An 18,425-nucleotide genomic window follows, 5' to 3' on the forward strand; every position below is an offset into this window, starting at 1 on the left:
CGGCCCGTGTCCGGCCCGACTCATCCGCGATGACCTCCACACCCCACCCCAGCGCGCCCGTCCTCACGGTCGATGATTTCGACTTTCACCTGCCTGCCGAGCTCATTGCGCAGCATCCTGCGCCGCAGCGCAGCGCCAGCCGCCTGCTCGACCTCAGCCAGGCGCCGGTGCTGCACGACCGTGTGTTCACCGACCTGCCCGGATTGCTGCGGCCCGGCGATCTGGTGGTGTTCAACGACACCCGGGTCATTCCGGCGCGGCTGTGGGGCCACAAGGCAGCTGCTGCGCCGGCGCACACAGGCGGGCAGGCCGGCGCCGCGCGCGGCGGGGCGGTCGAAGTCCTGGTCGAGCGGGTCTTGCACGACAACCAGGTCTGGGCGCATGTGCGTGCGAGCAAGCCGCCCAGGCCCGGACAGGTGCTGTGGCTGGGCGCTGCAGGCCCGCAGGAAACCGCGCAGCCACCGCGCGACGCTCCGACACTGTTCGCCGCACAGACTCTCGGGCGTGCCGGGCCGCAGGACAGCCTGTTCCTGCTGCAGTTCCCGAGCGAGCCGCTTGCGCTGCTACAGCGCTTTGGCACGGTGCCGCTGCCGCCCTACATCACCCACGCGCCCGACAGCGAGGACGCCGAGCGTTATCAGACGGTGTATGCGCGGCACCCCGGCTCGGTGGCCGCACCCACCGCCGGGCTGCATTTCGATGCCGAGGTGCTGGCGCGCATCGACGCGCTGGGCGCGCGCCGCGCCAGTGTCACACTGCATGTGGGCGCCGGCACCTTCCAGCCGGTGCGCGTGACCGATCTGCGCCAGCATCAGATGCACAGCGAGTGGTATACCGTGCCCGAGGACACCGCGCGGGCGATTGCCCAAGTGCGTACGCAGCAGGCACGTGCTGCGGGCCGGGCGCAGACTGCGCCGCGCGTTGTCGCGGTGGGCACGACCGCGCTGCGCGCGCTCGAATCCGCTGCGCTGGCGGCAGAGGAGGCTGGGGCGCCGGTCGGCACCGTGCTGCCGGGCGCGCGCGACACCGCGCTGTTCATCACCCCAGGCTATCGCTTCCGGGTGGTGGACGCGCTGCTGACCAACTTTCACCTGCCCAGGTCCACCCTGCTGATGCTGGTGTCGGCCTTCGCCGGCATAGACACCATCCGCGCCGCCTATGCGCATGCGATCACCCAGCGCTACCGCTTTTTCAGCTACGGCGACGCCATGTGGCTGACCCGGCAGTCATCAAGGCCGGATTTGCGCTGAGGCAAAACCTTGCTGGCGTCGTGCGCCCAAAATGGGCGCATCGTATCGACGGGACGCCATCATGCAATCCATTCTCAGCCCCCGGTTCATGCAGGACCGGCATCAACACCGCATCGAACACATCGCGGCGATTCGCCAGCGCATCGCGTCGCACCACGCGCAGGCGCTCGGCGCCGAGGAGGAGCACGACCTGCTGCACATGCGCGAGGAGGAAAAGATCGCCCGCGACGTGTACCTGCAGCTGGCCGAGCGCTGGGCGCTGCGGCCGCTTCTCAACATCAGCGGCGCCGAGCAGGCACATATGGACGCAGTGGCCGCGCTGCTCGATCACTATGGATTGCCCGACCCGGCGCACGACCTGCCGGTTGGCCGCTTTCGCACCCCGGATTTCCAGGCGCTGCACGACCAGCTGGTGGCACGCGGCTCGCGCAGCGAACTCGATGCGATCCAGGTCGGACTGCTGGTCGAGGAGCTCGATCTCTACGATCTGGCGCAGGCGAAAAGCCGCACCCGCCAGCCGGAAATCCGCGCGGTCTACGAGGATCTTGAACGCGGCTCGCGTAACCATCTTCGCGCGTTCTACCGCCATCTGCAGCGTCATCGCGGCGAATATGTGCCGCAGTACATGAGCCTGGGCGACTTCGAGGCCGTGGCCTGGAGCGAACAGGAAAGCTGCTGAGCGCGCTGGGCGTCAAAGCGTGCACAGCCCGCCCTCACACAGTGGGTGAGGGCGGGGGAGCAAACCGATGCGGGCCTGATCAATCCCGCGTCGGCGGTGCCGCCTGGGCCGCCTGCACCGCATCGCGGGTGTGCTGCACGATCTTGCCCAGCGCCTGATTCAGCAGCGCCTGCGCGCCGCGCGCGAAGTGTGCCGCATCGTTCACCGCAATCGGCTGCGCGCGGTCGAAGCGCCAGTGCGCGGCAATTCGGCGCGTGCGCTGGTCCGCCAGTTCGCACACCAAAGCCAGATGTACCGTGCCCTGGCTGCCGCGCAGGTCGTGCTCCAGGCGGTCGAGGTTGCAGTGCAGCGCCCACCGCGCATTGGCGAGCGCGGTCTGCTGCTGCACCGCGCTGACCCAGGGCTGGCGGCCGAGGGTCTGCGCGATCGCGTCAGCGACCAGCTGCGCCGGGGGCGCCAGCCAGCGGCTGTCGCGGTAAGGCGCGAGCAGGTCGGGGCTGCGGCTGTAGAGCATCGCGGCGGTCTGTAGCCCGGCTGCGGCGCGCACCGGCAGCAGCTGTACCACCACCGGCTCCGGCAGTGGCGCGCTGGTGATGTCGGCCGCGGTGAGCCGGTAGGTTTGCTGCACCGGCTGGCGGTTGACGGGCAGTGCGCAGGCGGCAAGCAGCCAGGCGCTGGCCGTCAGCAGCAAGGCCAGCAGCGCGCGGCGCGCGGTGGTGTTCACGGGTGCGGTCATGGTCGTTCTCCCGGCCCGGGCGGCGACAGCGCCGGGCCATAGAGCAGTTGACTGGGGTTAGCCTTGAGGCTTTCGGTCAGCGCGCCGAGCTGCCTGCTGAGCTGCTGCAGATTGCGCAGCAGCGCGTCAAGCTCGGGCAGGGTGCGGGTCTGCAGCTGGGTCATGGTCTGCGCGCCCGCGGCGGTGAACGCCGTGGTGGTGCTGCCTGCGCGGGCCACGCTACTGGCGGCGGCGCCGATCTGCGGCATCACCGCGCCCAGCTGCGCCGAGACCGTATCGAGCTGCCGGACCAGCGTCTGGCTCTGCCGCATCAGCGCCTCGCCCTGCGCGCTCATCTGCGCCAGGTTGGCGCTGGTCTGGCGGGCGTTGGCGAACATCTGGTCGATGTTGTTCTGGTTGGCCGCGAGCGTCGCCGTCAGCGTCTGCAGATTGCGCAGGCTGTCGCTGAGCGACTGCACATTGGTCGGGCTGAGCAGTGCATCGACCCGCTGGCTGATGCGCGCCAGGGTGATGGCCGCGTCGTTGATGCCGCCTTCGATCTGCGTGAACACCGACGGCTTGTACGGAATCACCGGATCGGGCTCGCCCGGCGGCGCCTTCAGCGGCACCGACGAGGCGCCGCCGATCAGGTTGATCGCCGACAGCCCGGTGACCCCCAGCGGACTAAGCTGCGCCACAGTGTCGCTGCGCACCGGCACGTTGCGGTCGATCTCGACCTTGATGCGGATGAGCGCCGGATTGTTCGGGTCGATCGCGATGCTCGCCACCTTGCCCACGGTCACGCCGCGGTACAGCACATTGCTGTTGGTTTTCAGGCCGCTGACATTGTCCGTGGCGTAGATCAGATAGGGGCGCGTTTCGGTCTGCTTGCCGCCAGTGGCCAGCCACCAGCACAGGCCGGCGAGCAGCGCGCCCAGCAGCACCACGAACAGGCCCACGGCGGTGTAATTGACGTTGGATTCCATGCGCTTGGCCTCGCTGAGTTCCAGTGTGGGTGTCTATGCGCTTGCGCGGATTTCGTGCAGATAGGCGGCTGAGCGGCTGCCGCGGAAGTAGGCGACCAGTTCGGGCTCGTCGCGCTGCGCCAGCTCGGCTGCCGGGCCGACCGCGAGCACCCGCTTGCGCGCGAGAAAGGCCACAGTGTCGCTGCCATGCCAGATCGAGTCCAGATCGTGCGTGACCTGCAGGATGGTCAGCCCGAGCAGGTCGCGCAGTTCGCGGATGAGCTGGTCGAACGCGGCGCCGCCGATTGGGTCCAGACCGGAGGTCGGCTCGTCGAGCACCAGCAGCTCGGGGTCGAGCGCGAGCGCGCGCGCCAGCGCGGCCCGTTTGACCATGCCGCCCGACAGCTCTGCCGGATATTTGTGCGCCGCATCCGCGGGCAGCCCGGCCAGACCGATCTTGAGCATGCCCAGCTCGGGTAGCAGGCGCCGGTCCACCAGCCCCTGCTCGCGCAGCGGTAGCAGCACGTTTTCCAGCACGGTCAGACCGGTGAACAGCGCGCCGCCCTGGAACAGTACGCCGATGCGCTGGCGCAGCGCCTGCCGCTGCGCGTCGCTCGCCGCCAGCGCATCCTGGCCGAACAATTTGAGCGTGCCGCCGTTGGGCGCGCGCAGCAGCAGCAGGCTGCGAACCAGCACGGTCTTGCCCGTGCCCGATCCGCCCACCAGCGCCATGATGGCGCCACGCGGCACCGAGAGGTCCAGCCCCTCGTGTACCACCACATCGCCAAAACGGTTGACGATGCCGCGTGCATCGATGATCAACTCAGGCGTTGCGCTCACTGGACGACCTTCCGCGCGACGCGCGTGTGCCGGAGGGAGTTGAGCGCTCCTTCGGAGCGGCCGTGCGGAGCGCTCATAGCCGCAGCAGGTTGTAGAGCACGGAAAAGCTGGCATCGATCACGATGACCAGAAAGATCGCCTGCACCACACTCACGGTCGTCGCCCGCCCCACCGCCGCGGCGCTGCCCTTGACACGCAACCCCTGCATGCAGCCCACCAGCGCGATGACCACCGCGAACACCGGCGCCTTCACCAGGCCGAGCAACAGGGTCTTGAGACCGACCACCTGTGGAATGCGCGCGGCATATTCACTGAACGGCACGCCGTACCCCAGCGCCGCGACCACGCCGCCACCCATCAGTCCCATCACATCGGCAAACAGCGCCAGCAGCGGCAGGGTGATGACCAGCGCGACCACCTTCGGCAACACCAGCATATCGAAGGGCGACAGTCCCAGCGCCCGTAGCGCGTCCACCTCCTCGGTGATCTGCATGGTGCCGAGTTGCGCGGTGTATGACGAGCCGGTGCGCCCGGCCACCAGAATGGCGGTGAGCAGCGGGCCGAGTTCGCGCAGGGTGATGATCGACACCAGGTTGACGATCAAGATGTTGGCGCCATAGGTGGCCAGCGTGGCACCGGCCTGATACGCCATGACCATGCCGATCAGAAACGACAGCAGCCCAATGATGCCCAGCGCGCGCAGCCCCGCGGCATCGATCTCATGCACGACCTCGCGCCAGCGCAGGCGCCACGGCCGCAGCAGCAGCGGCGCACCGCGCCACACCAGTTCGCCGACGAAGGCCAGCAGCGCGCGCAGCTCGTCCAGCGCGGTGAGCGTGGCGCGGCCGATGTCGCCCAGCAACCCCAGACGGCGCGGGCCCGGCGGCGGCGCGAGCGCGCGCCGAGCCACCAGATCGAGCAACTGACGCTGCGCGTCGCTCAGGCGGCTGGTGTCCACATCGGCGCCGTGGGCCTGCCACTGCGCCATGCTGCGCATCAGCAGCAGCGCACCGCTGGTGTCGAGCGTCGTGGCAGCGGCGTCGAGGATGACATGGCGCGTCGCCTCGGGCAGGCGTGTGTCGGGCGCGCGCTGCAGGCCGCGCGCGTTCCACGCGCCCTGCAGGCGGCACACGCGCTGGTGCGGCGTCCCGTCCGTGGGCATCCAGGACAGGGTGGCGACAGGCTGGGGCTCGAGCGTCGGGCGTTGCATGGGCGGGCTGTGGGTACTGTGCCGTAGGTTAGCCGATCACGCTGCAGGTCCTAGTGAGTCTGAAACAATGCGCCCATGCTGCAATTCACCGTTCACCGCACCGCGGGCCACGCGCGCCGTGGCACTCTGACCCTCAACCACGGCACCATCGACACCCCGCAGTTCATGCCGGTGGGCACCTATGGCACGGTCAAGGGCATCACGCCCGATGGCCTGAAGGCCGCAGGCGCGCAGATCATCCTGGGTAACACCTTCCATCTCTGGCTGCGGCCCGGGCTGGATGTGGTGCGGCAGTTCGACGGACTGCACCGCTTCATCGGCTGGGACGCGCCTATCCTCACCGACAGCGGCGGCTTCCAGGTCTGGAGCCTGGGGCCGATGCGCAAAATCAGCGAAGAGGGCGTGCACTTTGCCTCGCCGGTCAACGGTGACAGGTTGTTTCTCACCCCCGAGGTGAGCATGCAGATCCAGACCGTGCTGAATTCGGACATCGTCATGCAGTTCGACGAATGCACGCCGTATGTGGTCGATCGCGGCGGGGCCAAGCACATCACCACCGAGGCCGAGGCGCGCGCGTCGATGGAGCTGTCGCTGCGCTGGGCCGTGCGCTGCAAGGCCGAGTTCGTCCGGCTGGAAAACCCCAATGCGCTGTTCGGCATCGTCCAGGGCGGCATGTTCGAGCACCTGCGCGACGCCTCGCTCGACGGTCTGGCCGCACTCGACCTGCCCGGCTACGCCATCGGCGGCTTGAGCGTGGGCGAGCCCAAGGGCGACATGCTGCGCCTGCTGCGCCACACCGCGCCCCGCCTGCCCGCGCACAAGCCGCGCTACCTCATGGGCGTGGGCACACCCGAGGATCTGGTCGAGGGCGTCGCCGCCGGCATCGATCTGTTTGACTGCGTGATGCCCACGCGCAACGCGCGCAACGGCCATCTGTTCACCCGCTTTGGTGACCTGCGCATCCGCAACGCCCGCTTCAAGCAGGACGAGCGCCCGATCGACGACACCTGCACCTGCCCTACCTGCCGCCAGTTCTCGCGTGCCTACCTGCACCACCTCGACCGCTGCGGCGAAATGCTGTTCGGCATGCTCGCCACCACGCACAACCTGCACTACTACCTGCAACTCATGCGCGAGATGCGCGCCGCGCTCGATGCGGGAACTTTCGAGACTTTCGTCACCCGTTTCCGCGCCGACCGGGCGCGGGGGCCGTGAGCCGCGATCCGCAGCCGGCCCGGCTGCGCTGCCCCCGATGTCCTCAAAGCTCGAGCCAATTCTCGACCTGCAGCGCGGGCACGCGGCGGAATTCGCCCATGTTGTCGGTCACCAGAGTCAGCCCCTCGCTGCAGGCATGCGCTGCGATTGCAGATCGTTGACTCCGATGGGTTCGCCTGCCCGTTCGAGCGCGGCACGGATCTGGCCATAGTGCTGTGCTGCCTTGGCGGTGTAGGGCAACACATCGAGGCGGCTGACGAAATCGTCCACCACCGCCAGGTTGTCCGCGGGGCGACTGCGAGCGGTTGTTGGAGAACACGGTGGAGGTTGCCATGCCTGTGCCGAAGCGAGCGATGTATGTGGCGCACGTATATGGCAAACCGCGTCGCAAGGTCTGGTGCCCGCAGTTCAGTCTTTGACCGTGGCTCCGTAGCCTTCCTCCTCCACCGCCTTGACCAGCGCCTCGGGCCCGGCGCTGCTTTGGACGGTGGCATAGCCGCTGGCCAGGTCGACTTGCACGTCCTGCGTGCCGGGAACGGATTTGAGCGCTTTGGTCACGGCGGCAACGCAGTGGCCGCAGGTCATGCCGGTGATTTGCAGTTGTACGGTGTTCATTGGAAGGCTCCTTTCAGGCGGATTGCGCCAGCGCGTCTCTGGCTTGCATCAGTTTGCTGCAGACCTCTTTGGCGATGGCGTGGACTTCGGGTTTGTCGATCAGGCCGAGCACCGAGGTCGGATCCATAAAGTCGACCACGACTTGCCCGCTCGCGGCATCTTCGCGCACCACCACATTGCACGGCAGCAGTGCGCCGATGTGCGGATCGAAGTCCAGCGCTTTCATCGCATAGGCTGGGGCGCAGGCGCCGAGGATGCGGTAGCGCGGACGCTCGACGCCGAGTTTGGCCTTGAGCGTGGCGGCCACGTCGATGTCGCTGATGATGCCAAAGCCCTGCGCCTTGAGCGCCTCGGTGGTGCGGGCCACGGCATCGTCGAAGGTGCAGCGGGGCTGGGCGGAAAATACGATGGACGGCATGGTGTGTCCTCTCAAGGAGTGGGTTGGAGGGGAGCGAGATGAAGTGATGTTGCCGCCGGCTGCGCATCGGTGGGAACCCAGGGGGACAGGCGCCTGAGACGCAGGCTGTTGCCGAGGACGAACACTGACGACAGCCCCATTGCCACCCCGGCGAGCATGGGGTGCAGATGGACGCCCCACGGCGCGGCCACGCCGGCAGCCAGCGGAATGAGCACGATGTTGTAGGCGAACGCCCAGAACAGATTGCCGTGGATGGTGCGCAGGGTGTGGCGGGCGGTGTCGATCGCGGTCGGCAGGGTGGCGAGGTCGCCGCGGGTCAGGCTCACGTCGGCGGCCTCGATCGCCACGTCAGTGCCGCTGGCCAGCGCCAGACCGACATCGGCCTGCGCCAGCGCCGGGGCGTCGTTCAGGCCGTCGCCGACGAAGGCAACGCGCCGTCCCTGTGCCTGTAGCGACTGCACCACCTGCGCCTTGTCCTGCGGCAGCACGTCGGCATGCACTTCGGAGATGCCAAGCAGCGCGGCCACCGCCTGCGCGGTGCGGCGTGCATCGCCCGAGACCAGCGCCACCTCCAGGCCGCGCTGGCGCAGCGCCTGCACCACCGCAGCGGCCTCGGGCTTGATCGGATCGGAAATGCCTAGCACCGCGATGCACGCACCGTCTTGTGCAAGGAACACCGCGGTCTGGCCCTGCGCTTCGAGCGCGTCGGCGAGCGCGCCGAACTCGCCCAGCATCACGCCCTCGCGCTGCATCAGCCGCTGCGCGCCGAGCAAGAGCACGTGGCCGCCTATCACGCCGCGCACACCGTAGCCGGGAATGGCAGCGAATTCCTGCGCCATGGGTAGGGCCAGACCGCGCGCGGTGGCCGCATCGCGTACCGCGCGGGCCAGCGGGTGTTCGGAATCGGCCTCCAGCGCGGCGCTCAGACGCAGCGCCGCGTCATCGCCCAGGGGGCTGTGCAGCGCGGTAAGCGCGGGCCGGCCCAGGGTGACGGTGCCGGTCTTATCCAGTAGCACGGTGTCGATGCGCGAGAGGGTTTCCAGCGCCTCGCCCTTGCGGAACAGCACGCCCATTTCCGCCGCGCGGCTACTGCCCACTAGGATGGCCGCGGGTGTGGCCAGCCCCATCGCGCACGGACAGGCCACCACCAGCACGGCCACCGCTGCCACCAGCGCGGCGCTCAGGTTGCCGGCGAGCAGCAGCCATGCGGCAAAGCTGCCGGCGGCGATCAGCAGCACCACCGGGGTGAACACGGCCACCACGCGGTCGGCCACGCGCTGCACCGGCAGCTTGCCGGTCTGCGCGCTTTCCACCAGCCGCACGATCTGCGCCAGCACCGTGTCGGCACCGAGCGCGGTGGCTTCGACCACCAGCCGCCCTTCGGCGTTGACCGTGCCGCCGACGACCGCATCACCTGGCCTGCGCCGCACCGGCACTGCCTCGCCGGTGAGCATGGATTCGTCCACATGGCTGTCGCCTTCGACCACCCGCCCGTCCACCGGCAGGCGCTCACCGGGCCGCACGAGCACCCGGTCGCCGATCTGCAGCGCGGACACGCTGACCTGCTGCTCGCCGCCTTGCGCATCGAGCCGCGTGGCCTGCTTGGCCTGCAAGCCGAGCAATTTGTGGATCGCTGCCGAAGCGCGGCCCTTGGCCAATTCCTCCAGAGACTTGCCTGCCAGAATCACCGCGACCACCACAGCGGCCGAGTCGAAATACACATGCCGCGATTCGGCGGGGAACCACTGCGGCGCGAGCAGCACCAGACTGCTATAGGCCCAGGCCGCGCCGGTGCCGGTGGCCACCAGCGAATTCATATCGGGTGACAGATGCCGGTAGGCGATCGCGCCGGCGCGGAAAAACCGCCGTCCGGGGCCAAACAGCACCGCGGTAGTGAGCAGGAACTGCACCCAGTCCCAGAACCGCGGCACAGGACTGGCGCGCAGCAGTGCGGCATCGAGCGCGGGCCAGACCATCGGCAGCATCGACAGCAGCAGCACCGGCAGCGCAAGCGCCGCGCCCAGAATCGCGTCGCGGGCCGTGCGCGCAAGCACCTGCGCATGCGCTGCAGTGCTGGCATTTTCGGCGGCGCTGCCTTCCTGCGCCACACGGGCGCCGTAGCCTGCGGCAACCACCGCCTGCGCCAGCGCATCCGGCTGCAGCATCGCGGGCAGGAAACGCACCTGCGCGCGGTTGATCGCCAGATTCACCGTGGCTGAGAGCACGCCGGGCAGCTTGCGCAGCGCCCGCTCCACCCGCCCCACGCACGAAGCGCAGGTCATGCCCTCGACATCCAGCGTGGCCTCGGCCACCAGCGGGGTGTAGCCCGCAGCTGCCACCGCATCGACGATCGCCTGCGGAGTGACGGTCTGCGGATCAAAGGCCACTTCGGCCTGCGCGGTGGCCAGATTCACCGTGGCTGAGAGCACGCCGGGCAGCTTGCGCAGCGCGCGTTCCACCCGCGCGCTGCACGAGGCGCAGGTCATGCCGTCCACTCCGAGCCGCAGCGTCTGGCTGTTGCCGACGGGCCGCGCCGGGGGCTTTGGCGCGGGCGGGTCGGTCTGCGGGGACCGATCGACCGGGCAGGCGGTCGGTTCAGTGATGCGCTCGGTCGGGGTCATGCGCCGTCTCCTTAGTTGCATCCCCGCGCAATGCGGCGAGGATCGGGCATTGCGCGCTCGGCCCGTGGCCGGGGCAGGCGTCCATCAAAGACTGCAGCCCGGCACGCAGCCGGTGCAGATCGTCCATCTTGGCGTCGATCTCGGCCAGACGCTGCGCGACGATGGCGCGCACCGCGCCCATGTCGGCCTCGGGACGGGCATGCAGGTTCAGCAGTTCGCCGATCTGCGCCAGCGAGAATCCCAGCGCCTGCGCGCGGCGGATGAAATCCAGCTTTTCCAGCGCCTGCAGCGTGTACTGCCGGTAGCCGCTGGCGGTGCGCCGTGCCGGTGCCAGCAGGCCAAGACGCTCGTAATACCGCAGAGTTTCCACCCCCAGACTAGCGCGCTGCGCGAGCTCGCCGATGGTCAGGCTAGGGGTGTCTGCAGGATCCGTGGTTGCTTGCATGGCAGGAGGTGATCGACGAGGAGATTCAAAGTTTATAGTCGACTAAAGACTTGAATGACGGAAGGGTATTGCCGGACGAAAAAGTCCCTGCCCAAGGCGGGAAAAACCCCGCCTGCGGCGGGGAGGCAAAAAAGAACCCGCCTGCGGCGGGGAGGCAAAAAAGAACCCGCCTGCGGCGGGTTCTGGACAAAGGCAGCGCGGGCCTGGGTTAGCGCTTGGAGAACTGCTTGGCGCGTCGGGCACCGCGCAGGCCCACTTTTTTGCGTTCCACTTCGCGGGCGTCGCGGGTGACGAAGCCGGCCTTGGACAGCGCGGGCTTGAGCGAGGCCTCGTAATCGATCAGCGCGCGGGTGATGCCGTGACGCACGGCGCCGGCCTGGCCGGTTTCACCGCCGCCGTGGACGTTGATCTTGATGTCGAAGTTGTTTTCGTTCTCGGTGAGGATCAGCGGCTGCTTGACGATCATGATCGAGGTCTGGCGGCCGAAATACTGCTCGACATCCTTCCCGTTGACCGTGATTTTGCCGGTACCCTTTTTGATGAACACGCGAGCCACCGAGCTCTTGCGACGGCCTGTGCCGTAATTCCAGTTTCCGATCATCGCGCGTCCTTAGATGTCGAGGGTCTTGGGCTGTTGGGCGCTGTGCGGATGCTCCGCGCCCGCATAGACCTTGAGCTTCTTGATCATGGCATAGCCAAGCGGGCCCTTGGGCAGCATGCCCTTGACCGCCAGTTGCAGTGCACGGCCTGGGTGGCGTGCCTGCATGTCCTTGAACTTGGTGGCGTAGATGCCACCGGGATACCCGGTGTGGCGGTAGTAGATCTTGTCGTTGGCTTTGTTGCCGGTCACGCGCAGCTTGGACGCATTGACGACGATGATGTAATCACCGGTATCGACGTGCGGGGTGTAGATGGGCTTGTGCTTGCCGCGCAGACGGTGGGCTACTTCGCTGGCAACCCGACCGAGAACCTTGTCTGCGGCGTCAATCACGAACCACTCATGCACGACCTCGGCCGGCTTGGCGCTGAAGGTTTTCATGGTTGTTCCTGAAAGAAAGGTGAGAAATGAAATTACCCACCAGTGATGTGCGGCTGTCTGCGTCTGCACAGAAGCAGACATTGCAGCTCCGCGCCCACCGGCATGGGATCGCTTTTGGCCCTCGCTCAAAGCCAAACAGTGCATTATATGCCGCAGCGCTGGCTTGTCACGGCCAGGAGTTTGAATGGCCGCGGCGTCGTGGTTTTGCCGCACAGGGCCATGCTGGCGGCAGGGGGATGCTCTTGAACTCAGATGATCCATTGGGCGCACCTGCGGTGCTGTTTGGGTGCACGATGCGGCGCACTGGCTCGCCACTGCATCCGCCTGCCCTCCAAACCCCAATGAACAATCGGGGTTGAATTCAGTCGGGTGCGGCCTAAACTATGTTGCACTGCAACATACCAAACCGACGGTCTCTCCCCCATGTCTGCGACACCCGAATCCGCACCGCCCGCCCCGCACCTGGCACTGGCAGCCCAGCCGGTGCGCCAGGTGCGCGCACCGATCATTCCGATTCGACCGATCGGCCCGGAGCACCGGGAGCAATTGCTGCGGCATTTCCTCGCGCTGGACGCTCAGGACCGCTACCTGCGCTTCGGCTACGCCGCCAGCGACGAGCGCATCCGCGCGTATGTCGATTCGATCCGTTTCGACCGGGACGAGATTTTCGGCGTGTTCAACCGCACGCTCGAACTGATCGCGGTGGCGCACATCGCGATCGAGCCGGGGCAGACGCAGCGCGCCGAGTTCGGCGTATCGGTGCTGCCGCGCGGCCGCGGCCTGGGCATCGGCACCCGATTGTTCCAGCGTGCCGCGGTGGAGGCGCGCAACCGTGGCTTGCACGTGCTGTACATGCAATGCCTGAGCAGCAATGCCGCGATGCTCAAGATCGCACGCCGCGCTGGAATGAAGGTGCACAACGAAGGCGGTGAAACCGAAGCCTATCTGGAGTTGCCGGAGGACGATTACCAAAGCCACTTCGATGCCCTGCTGGAAAACCAGACCGGGCAGATCGACTATTGGTTCAAGGCCGCGATGCGTCAGTGGCGTTGCTTCTGGCTGTTCGGCCGCTGCGCCAAATCGACCTGAGCGGTCTGTCAACGCCCCAGAGGTTTAACAGGCCGTTGAAAAACTACTGCGGTGGGCCATCTGCGGCGTTGCGCGGTGCGCGCTGCCACGCCTATCTATTTGATATGTCTTGGTCGCTGCGCGCCGTGCGCCTTGCATCTGGCCATCCTCGCGACGTTTTTCAACGGCCTGTTATTTTTTCTGCGGCGCGGCCCGCTGGTCGCAAAGCGCGGTGCTCGGGTTTCGCTGATCAGAAGGATCTGTCCGGACCCGAGCCGCCGCCGCAGCCGGAGCAGCGAAGCGAAACCCGGGTGCTGCCAGGCGCGAAACCCCGCAAGCGCCTTGCAACGGCACCATGTCGGCCGCATACGCAGGCAGGGCGGCGCACAGCAGCAGCACAACGCCTGAGGCGATCCGGTGCAGTCGCATCACAGTCGCCCCATCAGCTTCATCAGCCAGCGTGTGCGGGCGCCATACGGCGGGACCGCCAGGCCGATGCCCGACAGGCGCGACTGCAGCAGCACCGGTTTGAGCTTGCTGAAGGTGTCGAACCCCCAGTGGCCGTGGTAGTGTCCCATGCCCGAGGCGCCCACACCGCCGAATGGCAGGCCGTCCTGCGCGAAATGCAGCAACGTGTCGCCCACCGTGACCCCTCCGGCATGCGTGCGCAGCAGCGCGTCGTGGATGCGGCGGCGATCGCGGTCGAACCAGTACAGCGCCAGCGGCCGCGGCTGGCTGCGGACCAGATCGATCGCCTGTCCGATGTCGTCGTAGGTCAAGACCGGCAGGATGGGGCCGAAAATCTCCTCGGTCATCAGCCGCACCGTGGGGGGCACATCGACCACCAGTGCGGGCGCGAGACGGTGGTGCAGGTCGTCGGCCTGCAGCCCGTCGAACAGCGGGTGCACTCGCGCCCCGCTTGCCCTGGCTTCGCCCAGCAGACTCAGCAGGCGGCTGTATTGCCGGTGGTCGATGATGCTGGCGTAATCCGGGCTGCGCAGCCCGAGCGGATACAGCTGCTGCGCCGCGGCGCGGCTGGCGTCGAGAAAGGTTGCCTCCTGCCCGCGCGGCAGCAAGACATAGTCCGGCGCGATGCAGGTTTGCCCGGCGTTGAGCAGCTTGCCGTAGACGATGCGCTGCGCCGCATGCCGCAGGTCGTAGCCCGGGGCGATGACCGCCGGCGACTTGCCGCCCAGCTCCAGAGTTACCGGGGTTAGGTTGGCGGCAGCCGCCGCCATCACCTGCCTGCCCACCGCGGTGGAGCCGGTAAACAGCAGATGATCGAAAGGCAGCGCGCTGAACGCCGCGGCCACGTCGGCACCACCTTGCACCACGGCCACCTCGTCGCTGGCGAAGGCCAGCGCCATGCGCTGCGCGAACACCGCGCCGAAGGTCGGGGTGTATTCGGAGAGCTTGACCATCGCCAGATTACCGGCAGCCAGCGCCGCAGTCAGCGGCGCCACCGCCAGCGCCAGCGGGTAATTCCACGGCGCGATGATGCCCACCACCCCGAGCGGCTGTGGCAGCACATGCGCCCGGGCCGGCAGGAACCAGCGCGAGACTGCAGCGCGCCGCGGCCGCATCCAGCGTTTGCCGTGGCGCAAGGCATCGGCAATGCCGGTCAGGCAGGGGACGAGCTCGAGCAGTCCGGTCTCGGGCGGCGGGCGGCCGCCGAAGTCGGCATCGATCGCCTCGGCGAACTCCGCCGCATGGCGCCGCAGCAGCGCCTGCAGCCGGCGTAGACGGTCGCGGCGCACGGCCCAGGCCGGGTAGGGCGCCGCATCAAAGGCTGCACGCAGCTGGCTGTGCGTGTGCTGCAAAGAGGTTGCGAAGTCGGGAGCGCGATCCATGGGGCATGCGCGACGGTCGGGCGACCCGCCGATGGTAAGCCTGCAGGCCGCTGCGTGCAGCGCAGGACAAACCCATGAGTGCTTCCGGGGTGTCCGTTTGTGACCACGGCAGTCTTTGCCTAAGCAATAAAATACATGGCATGAATTCGTCGAACCCCCACCCCGACTCCGCCGCACCGCGTTTTTACGACGGCTCACAGTATTGCAAGGAGCGCTCGGTCGGTTTTCTGATCAAGCGCGCCTTGGCAATTCTGGTGCGCAATCTGGAACACCAGATGCAGGCGCTCGATCTCACCGGCACGCAGTGGCTTCCGCTGCTGCACATCTATCTGGGATGCGACACCGTGGCCGCCTGCGCCCGCGAGATGCAGACCGACGCCGGCGCGATGACCCGCATGCTCGACCGGCTCGAAGCCAAGGGCCTGCTGGTGCGCGAGCGCAGCAGCACCGACCGCCGGGTGGTCAACCTCGCGCTCACCGCGCGCGGTGCCGAGGTGGCCGCGCAGATTCCGTATGTGCTGGCCGATGTGCTCAACGAGCATCTGCGCGGATTCAGCCCGCAGGAGTTCGCGCAATTGCTCTCTTTGCTGCAGCGCTTCGTCGCCAACGGCGAGACGCTGGCCGAGGTCAACCACGCGGCGCCCGGCCCCGATCTGCTGGTGCAGGAGCGCACGCCCGTGGCCCGGAGCGACAAGACCGATTCCTGATCCATGCCCATCATGCTCAAGACCCACTCCATTGCGCGCCGCGCCGTGCTGACGGCACCGCTGCTGGCCGCGCTGCTGCTGGTCGGCTGTGCCAGCACCTCAGGCATCGCGCCCACGGCCAGGCTGACCTCGCCGCAGCAACTAGGCCTGCAGCCCACGCAGACCGCCTTTCCCAAGACCGACTGGTGGACGGTGTTTGGCGATCCAGAACTCGATCGCCTGATCGCCACCGCGCTGGCAGACAACCCCAACCTTCAGGTGGCGCAGGCGCGGCTGGCGCAGGCCCGTGCGCAGGTGCAGGACGCCGGCAGCGCGCCCGAGCCCAAGCTCGGCGCGGCGGTGAGCTCGACCCGGGAGCAGTTCAGCAACAGATCCATCTACGGCCCGTTCGGCGGCAACTGGTACACCGACAACGCCGCGCTGCTCAAGGGCAGCTGGGAGCTGGACTTTTTCGGCAAGAACCGCCAGACCCTACAGGCCGCCATCGGCGAAGCCCGCGCCGCGGCAGCGCAGGAGCAGGCGGCGCGGGTGCTGCTGTCGGCCAACATCGCCAGCGCCTATATCAACCTCGCCCGGTTGGTGGCGGTGCGGCAGGTGCTGCAGCACACGCTGCAGCAGCGCGAGCAGATGCTTGTCCTGGTGCGGGACCGGGTGCGCGCCGGGCTGGAGACCACGGTGCAGGAAAAGCAGGCGCTGGCCGAAGTGCCGCAAATCCGCCTGCAGCTCGACCAGAACGATGTGCAGATCGCGCAGGCGCGCAACCTGCTCGCGGCGTTGATCGGCCAGGGCCCGCAGGCCACCGCCACCCTCAGCCCACATCTGGACAGCCTGCCGACCATCGGCCTGCCCAACACCCTGCCGGCTGCGCTGATCGGACGTCGCGCCGATCTGGTCGCCGCGCGCTGGCAGGTCGAGGCCGCACTGCATGGCGTGAAGGCCGCACGCGCCGCGTTCTACCCGAACATCAACCTGACCGCCTTTGCAGGTTTCAGTGCGCTTGGCTTCAGCCAGTGGCTCACCGGTAATGGGCAGACCCTGGGCGTCGGTCCCGCGCTGACCCTGCCGATTTTCGAAGGCGGGGCGTTGCGCGCGCAACTGCGCGGCACGACGGCGCAGGCCGACGCGGCGATCGCGCAATACAACGCCACCCTGGTCGATGCAGTGCACGAGGTGGCAGACGCCATCGCCGCACGGCAGTCGATCAGCCAGCAGATCGCGCAGCAGCAACAGGCGCTGGCCGCCTCGCGGGATGCAATGCGCCTGATCGAAGCCCGCTACAAGGCTGGGCTGGTGAATGAACTCGCCATGCTGACCGTGCAGAGCAGCGTGCTCAAGCTGCAGCAGGCCGGGGTCGAGCTGAAGGCGCAGGCGCTGGCCGACGACGTGGCGTTGATCCGCGCGTTGGGTGGCGGCTATCGCGCGCCCGAACTGCCCGCGACCGCCAGCGCAGCGCGATGACCGTCTCTTTCCGCCGCCCCCCGAATTCCCACGGAGTCTTTCGATGAGTTCCACCGACAACAACAACGCAGGTGTGCCGGTGCAGCCGGCAAACGGCAACGGCAGGGCTACCCGGCGCCGCACGCTGATGCTTGGCGCGATCGTTTTTTTTGTGATCGTCGGTCTGATCTATGGCGCCTACCACTACTGGGAATCACTGCATTACACCTACACCGACGATGCCTATGTGCAGAGCAATCTGGTGCAGGTCACGCCGCAGGTCGGCGGCACGGTGATCGCCATCGACGCCGACGATACCCAGATGGTTAAGGCGGGGCAGCCGCTGTTGCAGCTCGACGGTGCCGACACCCATGTCGTGCTGCAGCAGGCCGAGGCCGCGCTGGCGCAGGCGGTGCGGCAGGTGCGGGTGAACTTTGCTAACAACGGCACCCTGGCCGCTCAGGTCGCGGTGCGGCAGACCGATGTCGCCACCGCGCAGGCCAATCTGCAGACCGCGCAGGCCAATGTCGCCAAGGCCGAAGATGCGCTGCGTCGCCGCCAGAAGCTTGCCGGCACCGGCGCGGTCGGCGCCGAGGAACTGCGCCAGGCGCAGATCGCGCTGCAGGCGGCCCAGGCGCAATACGCCACCGCGCAGGCGCAACTGCAGACCGCGCGCGCCGCGGTCAAGGCCGCGCAGCAACAGCTCGCCAGCGGCGAGGCGCTGACCGCAGGCACGGTGATCGCCAACAACCCGGCGGTCAGGCTGGCTGCGGCCAAGGTGCGCGAGGCCTATCTGGCCTATGAACGCACCACCATTCCCGCCCCGGTCAGCGGTGTGGTGGCGCGGCGCACCGTACAGCTCGGTCAGCGCGTGGCCCCCGGCACACCGCTGATGTGGGTGGTGCCGCTGGACCATGTGTGGGTCGACGCCAACCTGAAGGAGACCCAGCTGCGCGATGTGCGCATCGGCCAAAGGGCCACGGTCACGGCGGATACGTACGGCAGCAGCTTCACCTATGACGGGCGGGTGGTCGGGTTGTCGGCCGGCACCGGCGCGGCCTTCTCGCTGCTGCCCGCGCAGAACGCCACCGGCAACTGGATCAAGGTGGTGCAGCGCCTGCCAGTGCGCATCGCGCTCGACCCGAAGCAACTCGCCAGCCACCCGCTGCGTGTGGGCATGTCCACCGAAGTGACCATCGACATCAGCAACCACAAGGGCCCGTTGGCCACTGACATGCCGCCGACCAGACCCGCGGCGCGCACCGAGGTGTACGCTGCCGACTGGCAAAAGGCCGATGCCCTGGTGAATGCCATCATCGCCGCCAACGCCGGCGCCGCGCGCTGATCGGAG

Annotated in this window: 19 protein-coding genes; 7 read left to right on the forward strand and 12 right to left on the reverse strand. The window is 67.9% G+C overall.

Features of this window, described 5'->3' with window-relative positions:
• Positions 1 to 29: 29 nt before the first annotated feature.
• Both queA and ACZ47F_RS04805 read left to right on the forward strand, forming a co-directional pair.
• Positions 30 to 1,250: a tRNA preQ1(34) S-adenosylmethionine ribosyltransferase-isomerase QueA gene (queA, locus tag ACZ47F_RS04800; protein ID WP_464926148.1), complete on the forward strand. Its 1,221-nt coding sequence runs from the start codon at positions 30 to 32 to the stop codon at positions 1,248 to 1,250.
• 61 nt (positions 1,251 to 1,311) lie between these two features.
• Positions 1,312 to 1,929, forward strand: coding sequence for a DUF2202 domain-containing protein (locus ACZ47F_RS04805; RefSeq protein ID WP_464926149.1), 618 nt, complete (start codon positions 1,312 to 1,314; stop codon positions 1,927 to 1,929).
• Positions 1,930 to 2,008: 79 nt separating this feature from the next.
• Here the strand turns inward: ACZ47F_RS04805 and ACZ47F_RS04810 are convergent, their stop codons facing one another.
• The 4 genes from ACZ47F_RS04810 to ACZ47F_RS04825 form a co-directional block, all read right to left on the reverse strand.
• Positions 2,009 to 2,665: an ABC-type transport auxiliary lipoprotein family protein gene (locus tag ACZ47F_RS04810; RefSeq protein WP_464926150.1), complete on the reverse strand. Its 657-nt coding sequence runs from the start codon at positions 2,663 to 2,665 to the stop codon at positions 2,009 to 2,011.
• Entirely contained in the window at positions 2,662 to 3,630 is a 969-nt protein-coding gene (locus ACZ47F_RS04815) for an MlaD family protein (protein ID WP_464926151.1), read from the reverse strand. Before ACZ47F_RS04815 ends, ACZ47F_RS04810 begins: the two co-directional genes overlap by 4 nt.
• Before the next feature lie 33 nt (positions 3,631 to 3,663).
• Entirely contained in the window at positions 3,664 to 4,449 is a 786-nt protein-coding gene (locus ACZ47F_RS04820) for an ABC transporter ATP-binding protein (protein WP_464926152.1), read from the reverse strand.
• Between the two features lie 73 nt (positions 4,450 to 4,522).
• Positions 4,523 to 5,659 carry an MlaE family ABC transporter permease gene (locus ACZ47F_RS04825; protein ID WP_464926153.1) on the reverse strand — a complete coding sequence of 379 codons (1,137 nt, stop codon included), beginning with the start codon at positions 5,657 to 5,659 and terminating at the stop codon, positions 4,523 to 4,525.
• A 75-nt stretch (positions 5,660 to 5,734) separates the two neighbouring features.
• Here ACZ47F_RS04825 and tgt point away from each other — a divergent pair, with 75 nt between their 5' ends.
• Positions 5,735 to 6,874, forward strand: coding sequence for a tRNA guanosine(34) transglycosylase Tgt (gene tgt / locus ACZ47F_RS04830; RefSeq protein WP_464926154.1), 1,140 nt, complete (start codon positions 5,735 to 5,737; stop codon positions 6,872 to 6,874).
• A 117-nt stretch (positions 6,875 to 6,991) separates the two neighbouring features.
• Here tgt and ACZ47F_RS04835 read toward each other — a convergent pair whose 3' ends face one another.
• From ACZ47F_RS04835 to rplM, 7 genes are all read right to left on the reverse strand, one after another.
• Positions 6,992 to 7,144 (reverse strand): hypothetical protein, encoded by a 153-nt coding sequence (locus ACZ47F_RS04835; protein WP_464926155.1) that lies wholly within the window; start codon positions 7,142 to 7,144, stop codon positions 6,992 to 6,994.
• Positions 7,145 to 7,282: 138 nt separating this feature from the next.
• On the reverse strand, positions 7,283 to 7,489 hold the full coding sequence (locus ACZ47F_RS04840; RefSeq protein ID WP_464926156.1) for a CopZ family metallochaperone: 207 nt from the start codon (positions 7,487 to 7,489) through the stop codon (positions 7,283 to 7,285).
• Positions 7,490 to 7,502: 13 nt separating this feature from the next.
• Entirely contained in the window at positions 7,503 to 7,907 is a 405-nt protein-coding gene (locus ACZ47F_RS04845) for a DUF302 domain-containing protein (RefSeq protein ID WP_464926157.1), read from the reverse strand.
• Positions 7,908 to 7,918: 11 nt separating this feature from the next.
• Positions 7,919 to 10,528, reverse strand: a complete 2,610-nt coding sequence (locus ACZ47F_RS04850; protein ID WP_464926158.1) for a heavy metal translocating P-type ATPase — start codon at positions 10,526 to 10,528, stop codon at positions 7,919 to 7,921.
• Positions 10,503 to 10,973, reverse strand: a complete 471-nt coding sequence (locus ACZ47F_RS04855) for a heavy metal-responsive transcriptional regulator (RefSeq protein WP_464926159.1) — start codon at positions 10,971 to 10,973, stop codon at positions 10,503 to 10,505. Before ACZ47F_RS04855 ends, ACZ47F_RS04850 begins: the two co-directional genes overlap by 26 nt.
• Positions 10,974 to 11,181: 208 nt before the next feature.
• On the reverse strand, positions 11,182 to 11,574 hold the full coding sequence (gene rpsI, locus ACZ47F_RS04860; protein WP_464926160.1) for a 30S ribosomal protein S9: 393 nt from the start codon (positions 11,572 to 11,574) through the stop codon (positions 11,182 to 11,184).
• A gap of 9 nt (positions 11,575 to 11,583) precedes the next feature.
• Positions 11,584 to 12,012 (reverse strand): 50S ribosomal protein L13, encoded by a 429-nt coding sequence (rplM, locus tag ACZ47F_RS04865; RefSeq protein ID WP_464926161.1) that lies wholly within the window; start codon positions 12,010 to 12,012, stop codon positions 11,584 to 11,586.
• Between the two features lie 423 nt (positions 12,013 to 12,435).
• Between rplM and ACZ47F_RS04870 the strand changes: the two genes are divergently transcribed.
• Positions 12,436 to 13,101, forward strand: a complete 666-nt coding sequence (locus ACZ47F_RS04870; protein ID WP_464926162.1) for a GNAT family N-acetyltransferase — start codon at positions 12,436 to 12,438, stop codon at positions 13,099 to 13,101.
• Between the two features lie 407 nt (positions 13,102 to 13,508).
• Here ACZ47F_RS04870 and ACZ47F_RS04875 read toward each other — a convergent pair whose 3' ends face one another.
• A complete protein-coding gene (locus ACZ47F_RS04875; RefSeq protein WP_464926163.1) occupies positions 13,509 to 14,930 on the reverse strand; it encodes a coniferyl aldehyde dehydrogenase in 1,422 nt (473 codons plus the stop codon).
• Between the two features lie 140 nt (positions 14,931 to 15,070).
• On the opposite strand from ACZ47F_RS04875, the gene ACZ47F_RS04880 reads away from it, so the two are divergent.
• From ACZ47F_RS04880 to ACZ47F_RS04890, 3 genes are read left to right on the forward strand one after another with little or no spacing between them, the layout of a single operon-like run.
• Positions 15,071 to 15,637: a MarR family winged helix-turn-helix transcriptional regulator gene (locus ACZ47F_RS04880; RefSeq protein WP_464926164.1), complete on the forward strand. Its 567-nt coding sequence runs from the start codon at positions 15,071 to 15,073 to the stop codon at positions 15,635 to 15,637.
• A 3-nt stretch (positions 15,638 to 15,640) separates the two neighbouring features.
• Entirely contained in the window at positions 15,641 to 17,095 is a 1,455-nt protein-coding gene (locus tag ACZ47F_RS04885) for an efflux transporter outer membrane subunit (protein WP_464926165.1), read from the forward strand.
• 43 nt (positions 17,096 to 17,138) lie between these two features.
• Positions 17,139 to 18,419 carry an EmrA/EmrK family multidrug efflux transporter periplasmic adaptor subunit gene (locus ACZ47F_RS04890; RefSeq protein WP_464926166.1) on the forward strand — a complete coding sequence of 427 codons (1,281 nt, stop codon included), beginning with the start codon at positions 17,139 to 17,141 and terminating at the stop codon, positions 18,417 to 18,419.
• The last annotated feature ends 6 nt before the right edge of the window (positions 18,420 to 18,425 follow it).

It is taken from the genome of Thiomonas islandica, assembly GCF_055383445.1.

Bases quoted from the DNA above. Each gene is read 5' to 3' on its own strand.
- ACZ47F_RS04850 (WP_464926158.1), bottom strand. From the start codon at position 10,528: ATGACCCCGACCGAGCGCATCACTGAACCGACCGCCTGCCCGGTCGAT.
- ACZ47F_RS04880 (WP_464926164.1), top strand. From the start codon at position 15,071: ATGAATTCGTCGAACCCCCACCCCGACTCCGCCGCACCGCGTTTTTAC.
- ACZ47F_RS04855 (WP_464926159.1), bottom strand. From the start codon at position 10,973: ATGCAAGCAACCACGGATCCTGCAGACACCCCTAGCCTGACCATCGGC.
- tgt (WP_464926154.1), top strand. From the start codon at position 5,735: ATGCTGCAATTCACCGTTCACCGCACCGCGGGCCACGCGCGCCGTGGC.
- ACZ47F_RS04875 (WP_464926163.1), bottom strand. From the start codon at position 14,930: ATGGATCGCGCTCCCGACTTCGCAACCTCTTTGCAGCACACGCACAGC.
- ACZ47F_RS04825 (WP_464926153.1), bottom strand. From the start codon at position 5,659: ATGCAACGCCCGACGCTCGAGCCCCAGCCTGTCGCCACCCTGTCCTGG.
- ACZ47F_RS04815 (WP_464926151.1), bottom strand. From the start codon at position 3,630: ATGGAATCCAACGTCAATTACACCGCCGTGGGCCTGTTCGTGGTGCTG.
- ACZ47F_RS04805 (WP_464926149.1), top strand. From the start codon at position 1,312: ATGCAATCCATTCTCAGCCCCCGGTTCATGCAGGACCGGCATCAACAC.
- ACZ47F_RS04890 (WP_464926166.1), top strand. From the start codon at position 17,139: ATGAGTTCCACCGACAACAACAACGCAGGTGTGCCGGTGCAGCCGGCA.
- ACZ47F_RS04870 (WP_464926162.1), top strand. From the start codon at position 12,436: ATGTCTGCGACACCCGAATCCGCACCGCCCGCCCCGCACCTGGCACTG.
- rpsI (WP_464926160.1), bottom strand. From the start codon at position 11,574: ATGATCGGAAACTGGAATTACGGCACAGGCCGTCGCAAGAGCTCGGTG.
- ACZ47F_RS04845 (WP_464926157.1), bottom strand. From the start codon at position 7,907: ATGCCGTCCATCGTATTTTCCGCCCAGCCCCGCTGCACCTTCGACGAT.
- queA (WP_464926148.1), top strand. From the start codon at position 30: ATGACCTCCACACCCCACCCCAGCGCGCCCGTCCTCACGGTCGATGAT.
- ACZ47F_RS04840 (WP_464926156.1), bottom strand. From the start codon at position 7,489: ATGAACACCGTACAACTGCAAATCACCGGCATGACCTGCGGCCACTGC.
- ACZ47F_RS04810 (WP_464926150.1), bottom strand. From the start codon at position 2,665: ATGACCGCACCCGTGAACACCACCGCGCGCCGCGCGCTGCTGGCCTTG.
- rplM (WP_464926161.1), bottom strand. From the start codon at position 12,012: ATGAAAACCTTCAGCGCCAAGCCGGCCGAGGTCGTGCATGAGTGGTTC.
- ACZ47F_RS04885 (WP_464926165.1), top strand. From the start codon at position 15,641: ATGCCCATCATGCTCAAGACCCACTCCATTGCGCGCCGCGCCGTGCTG.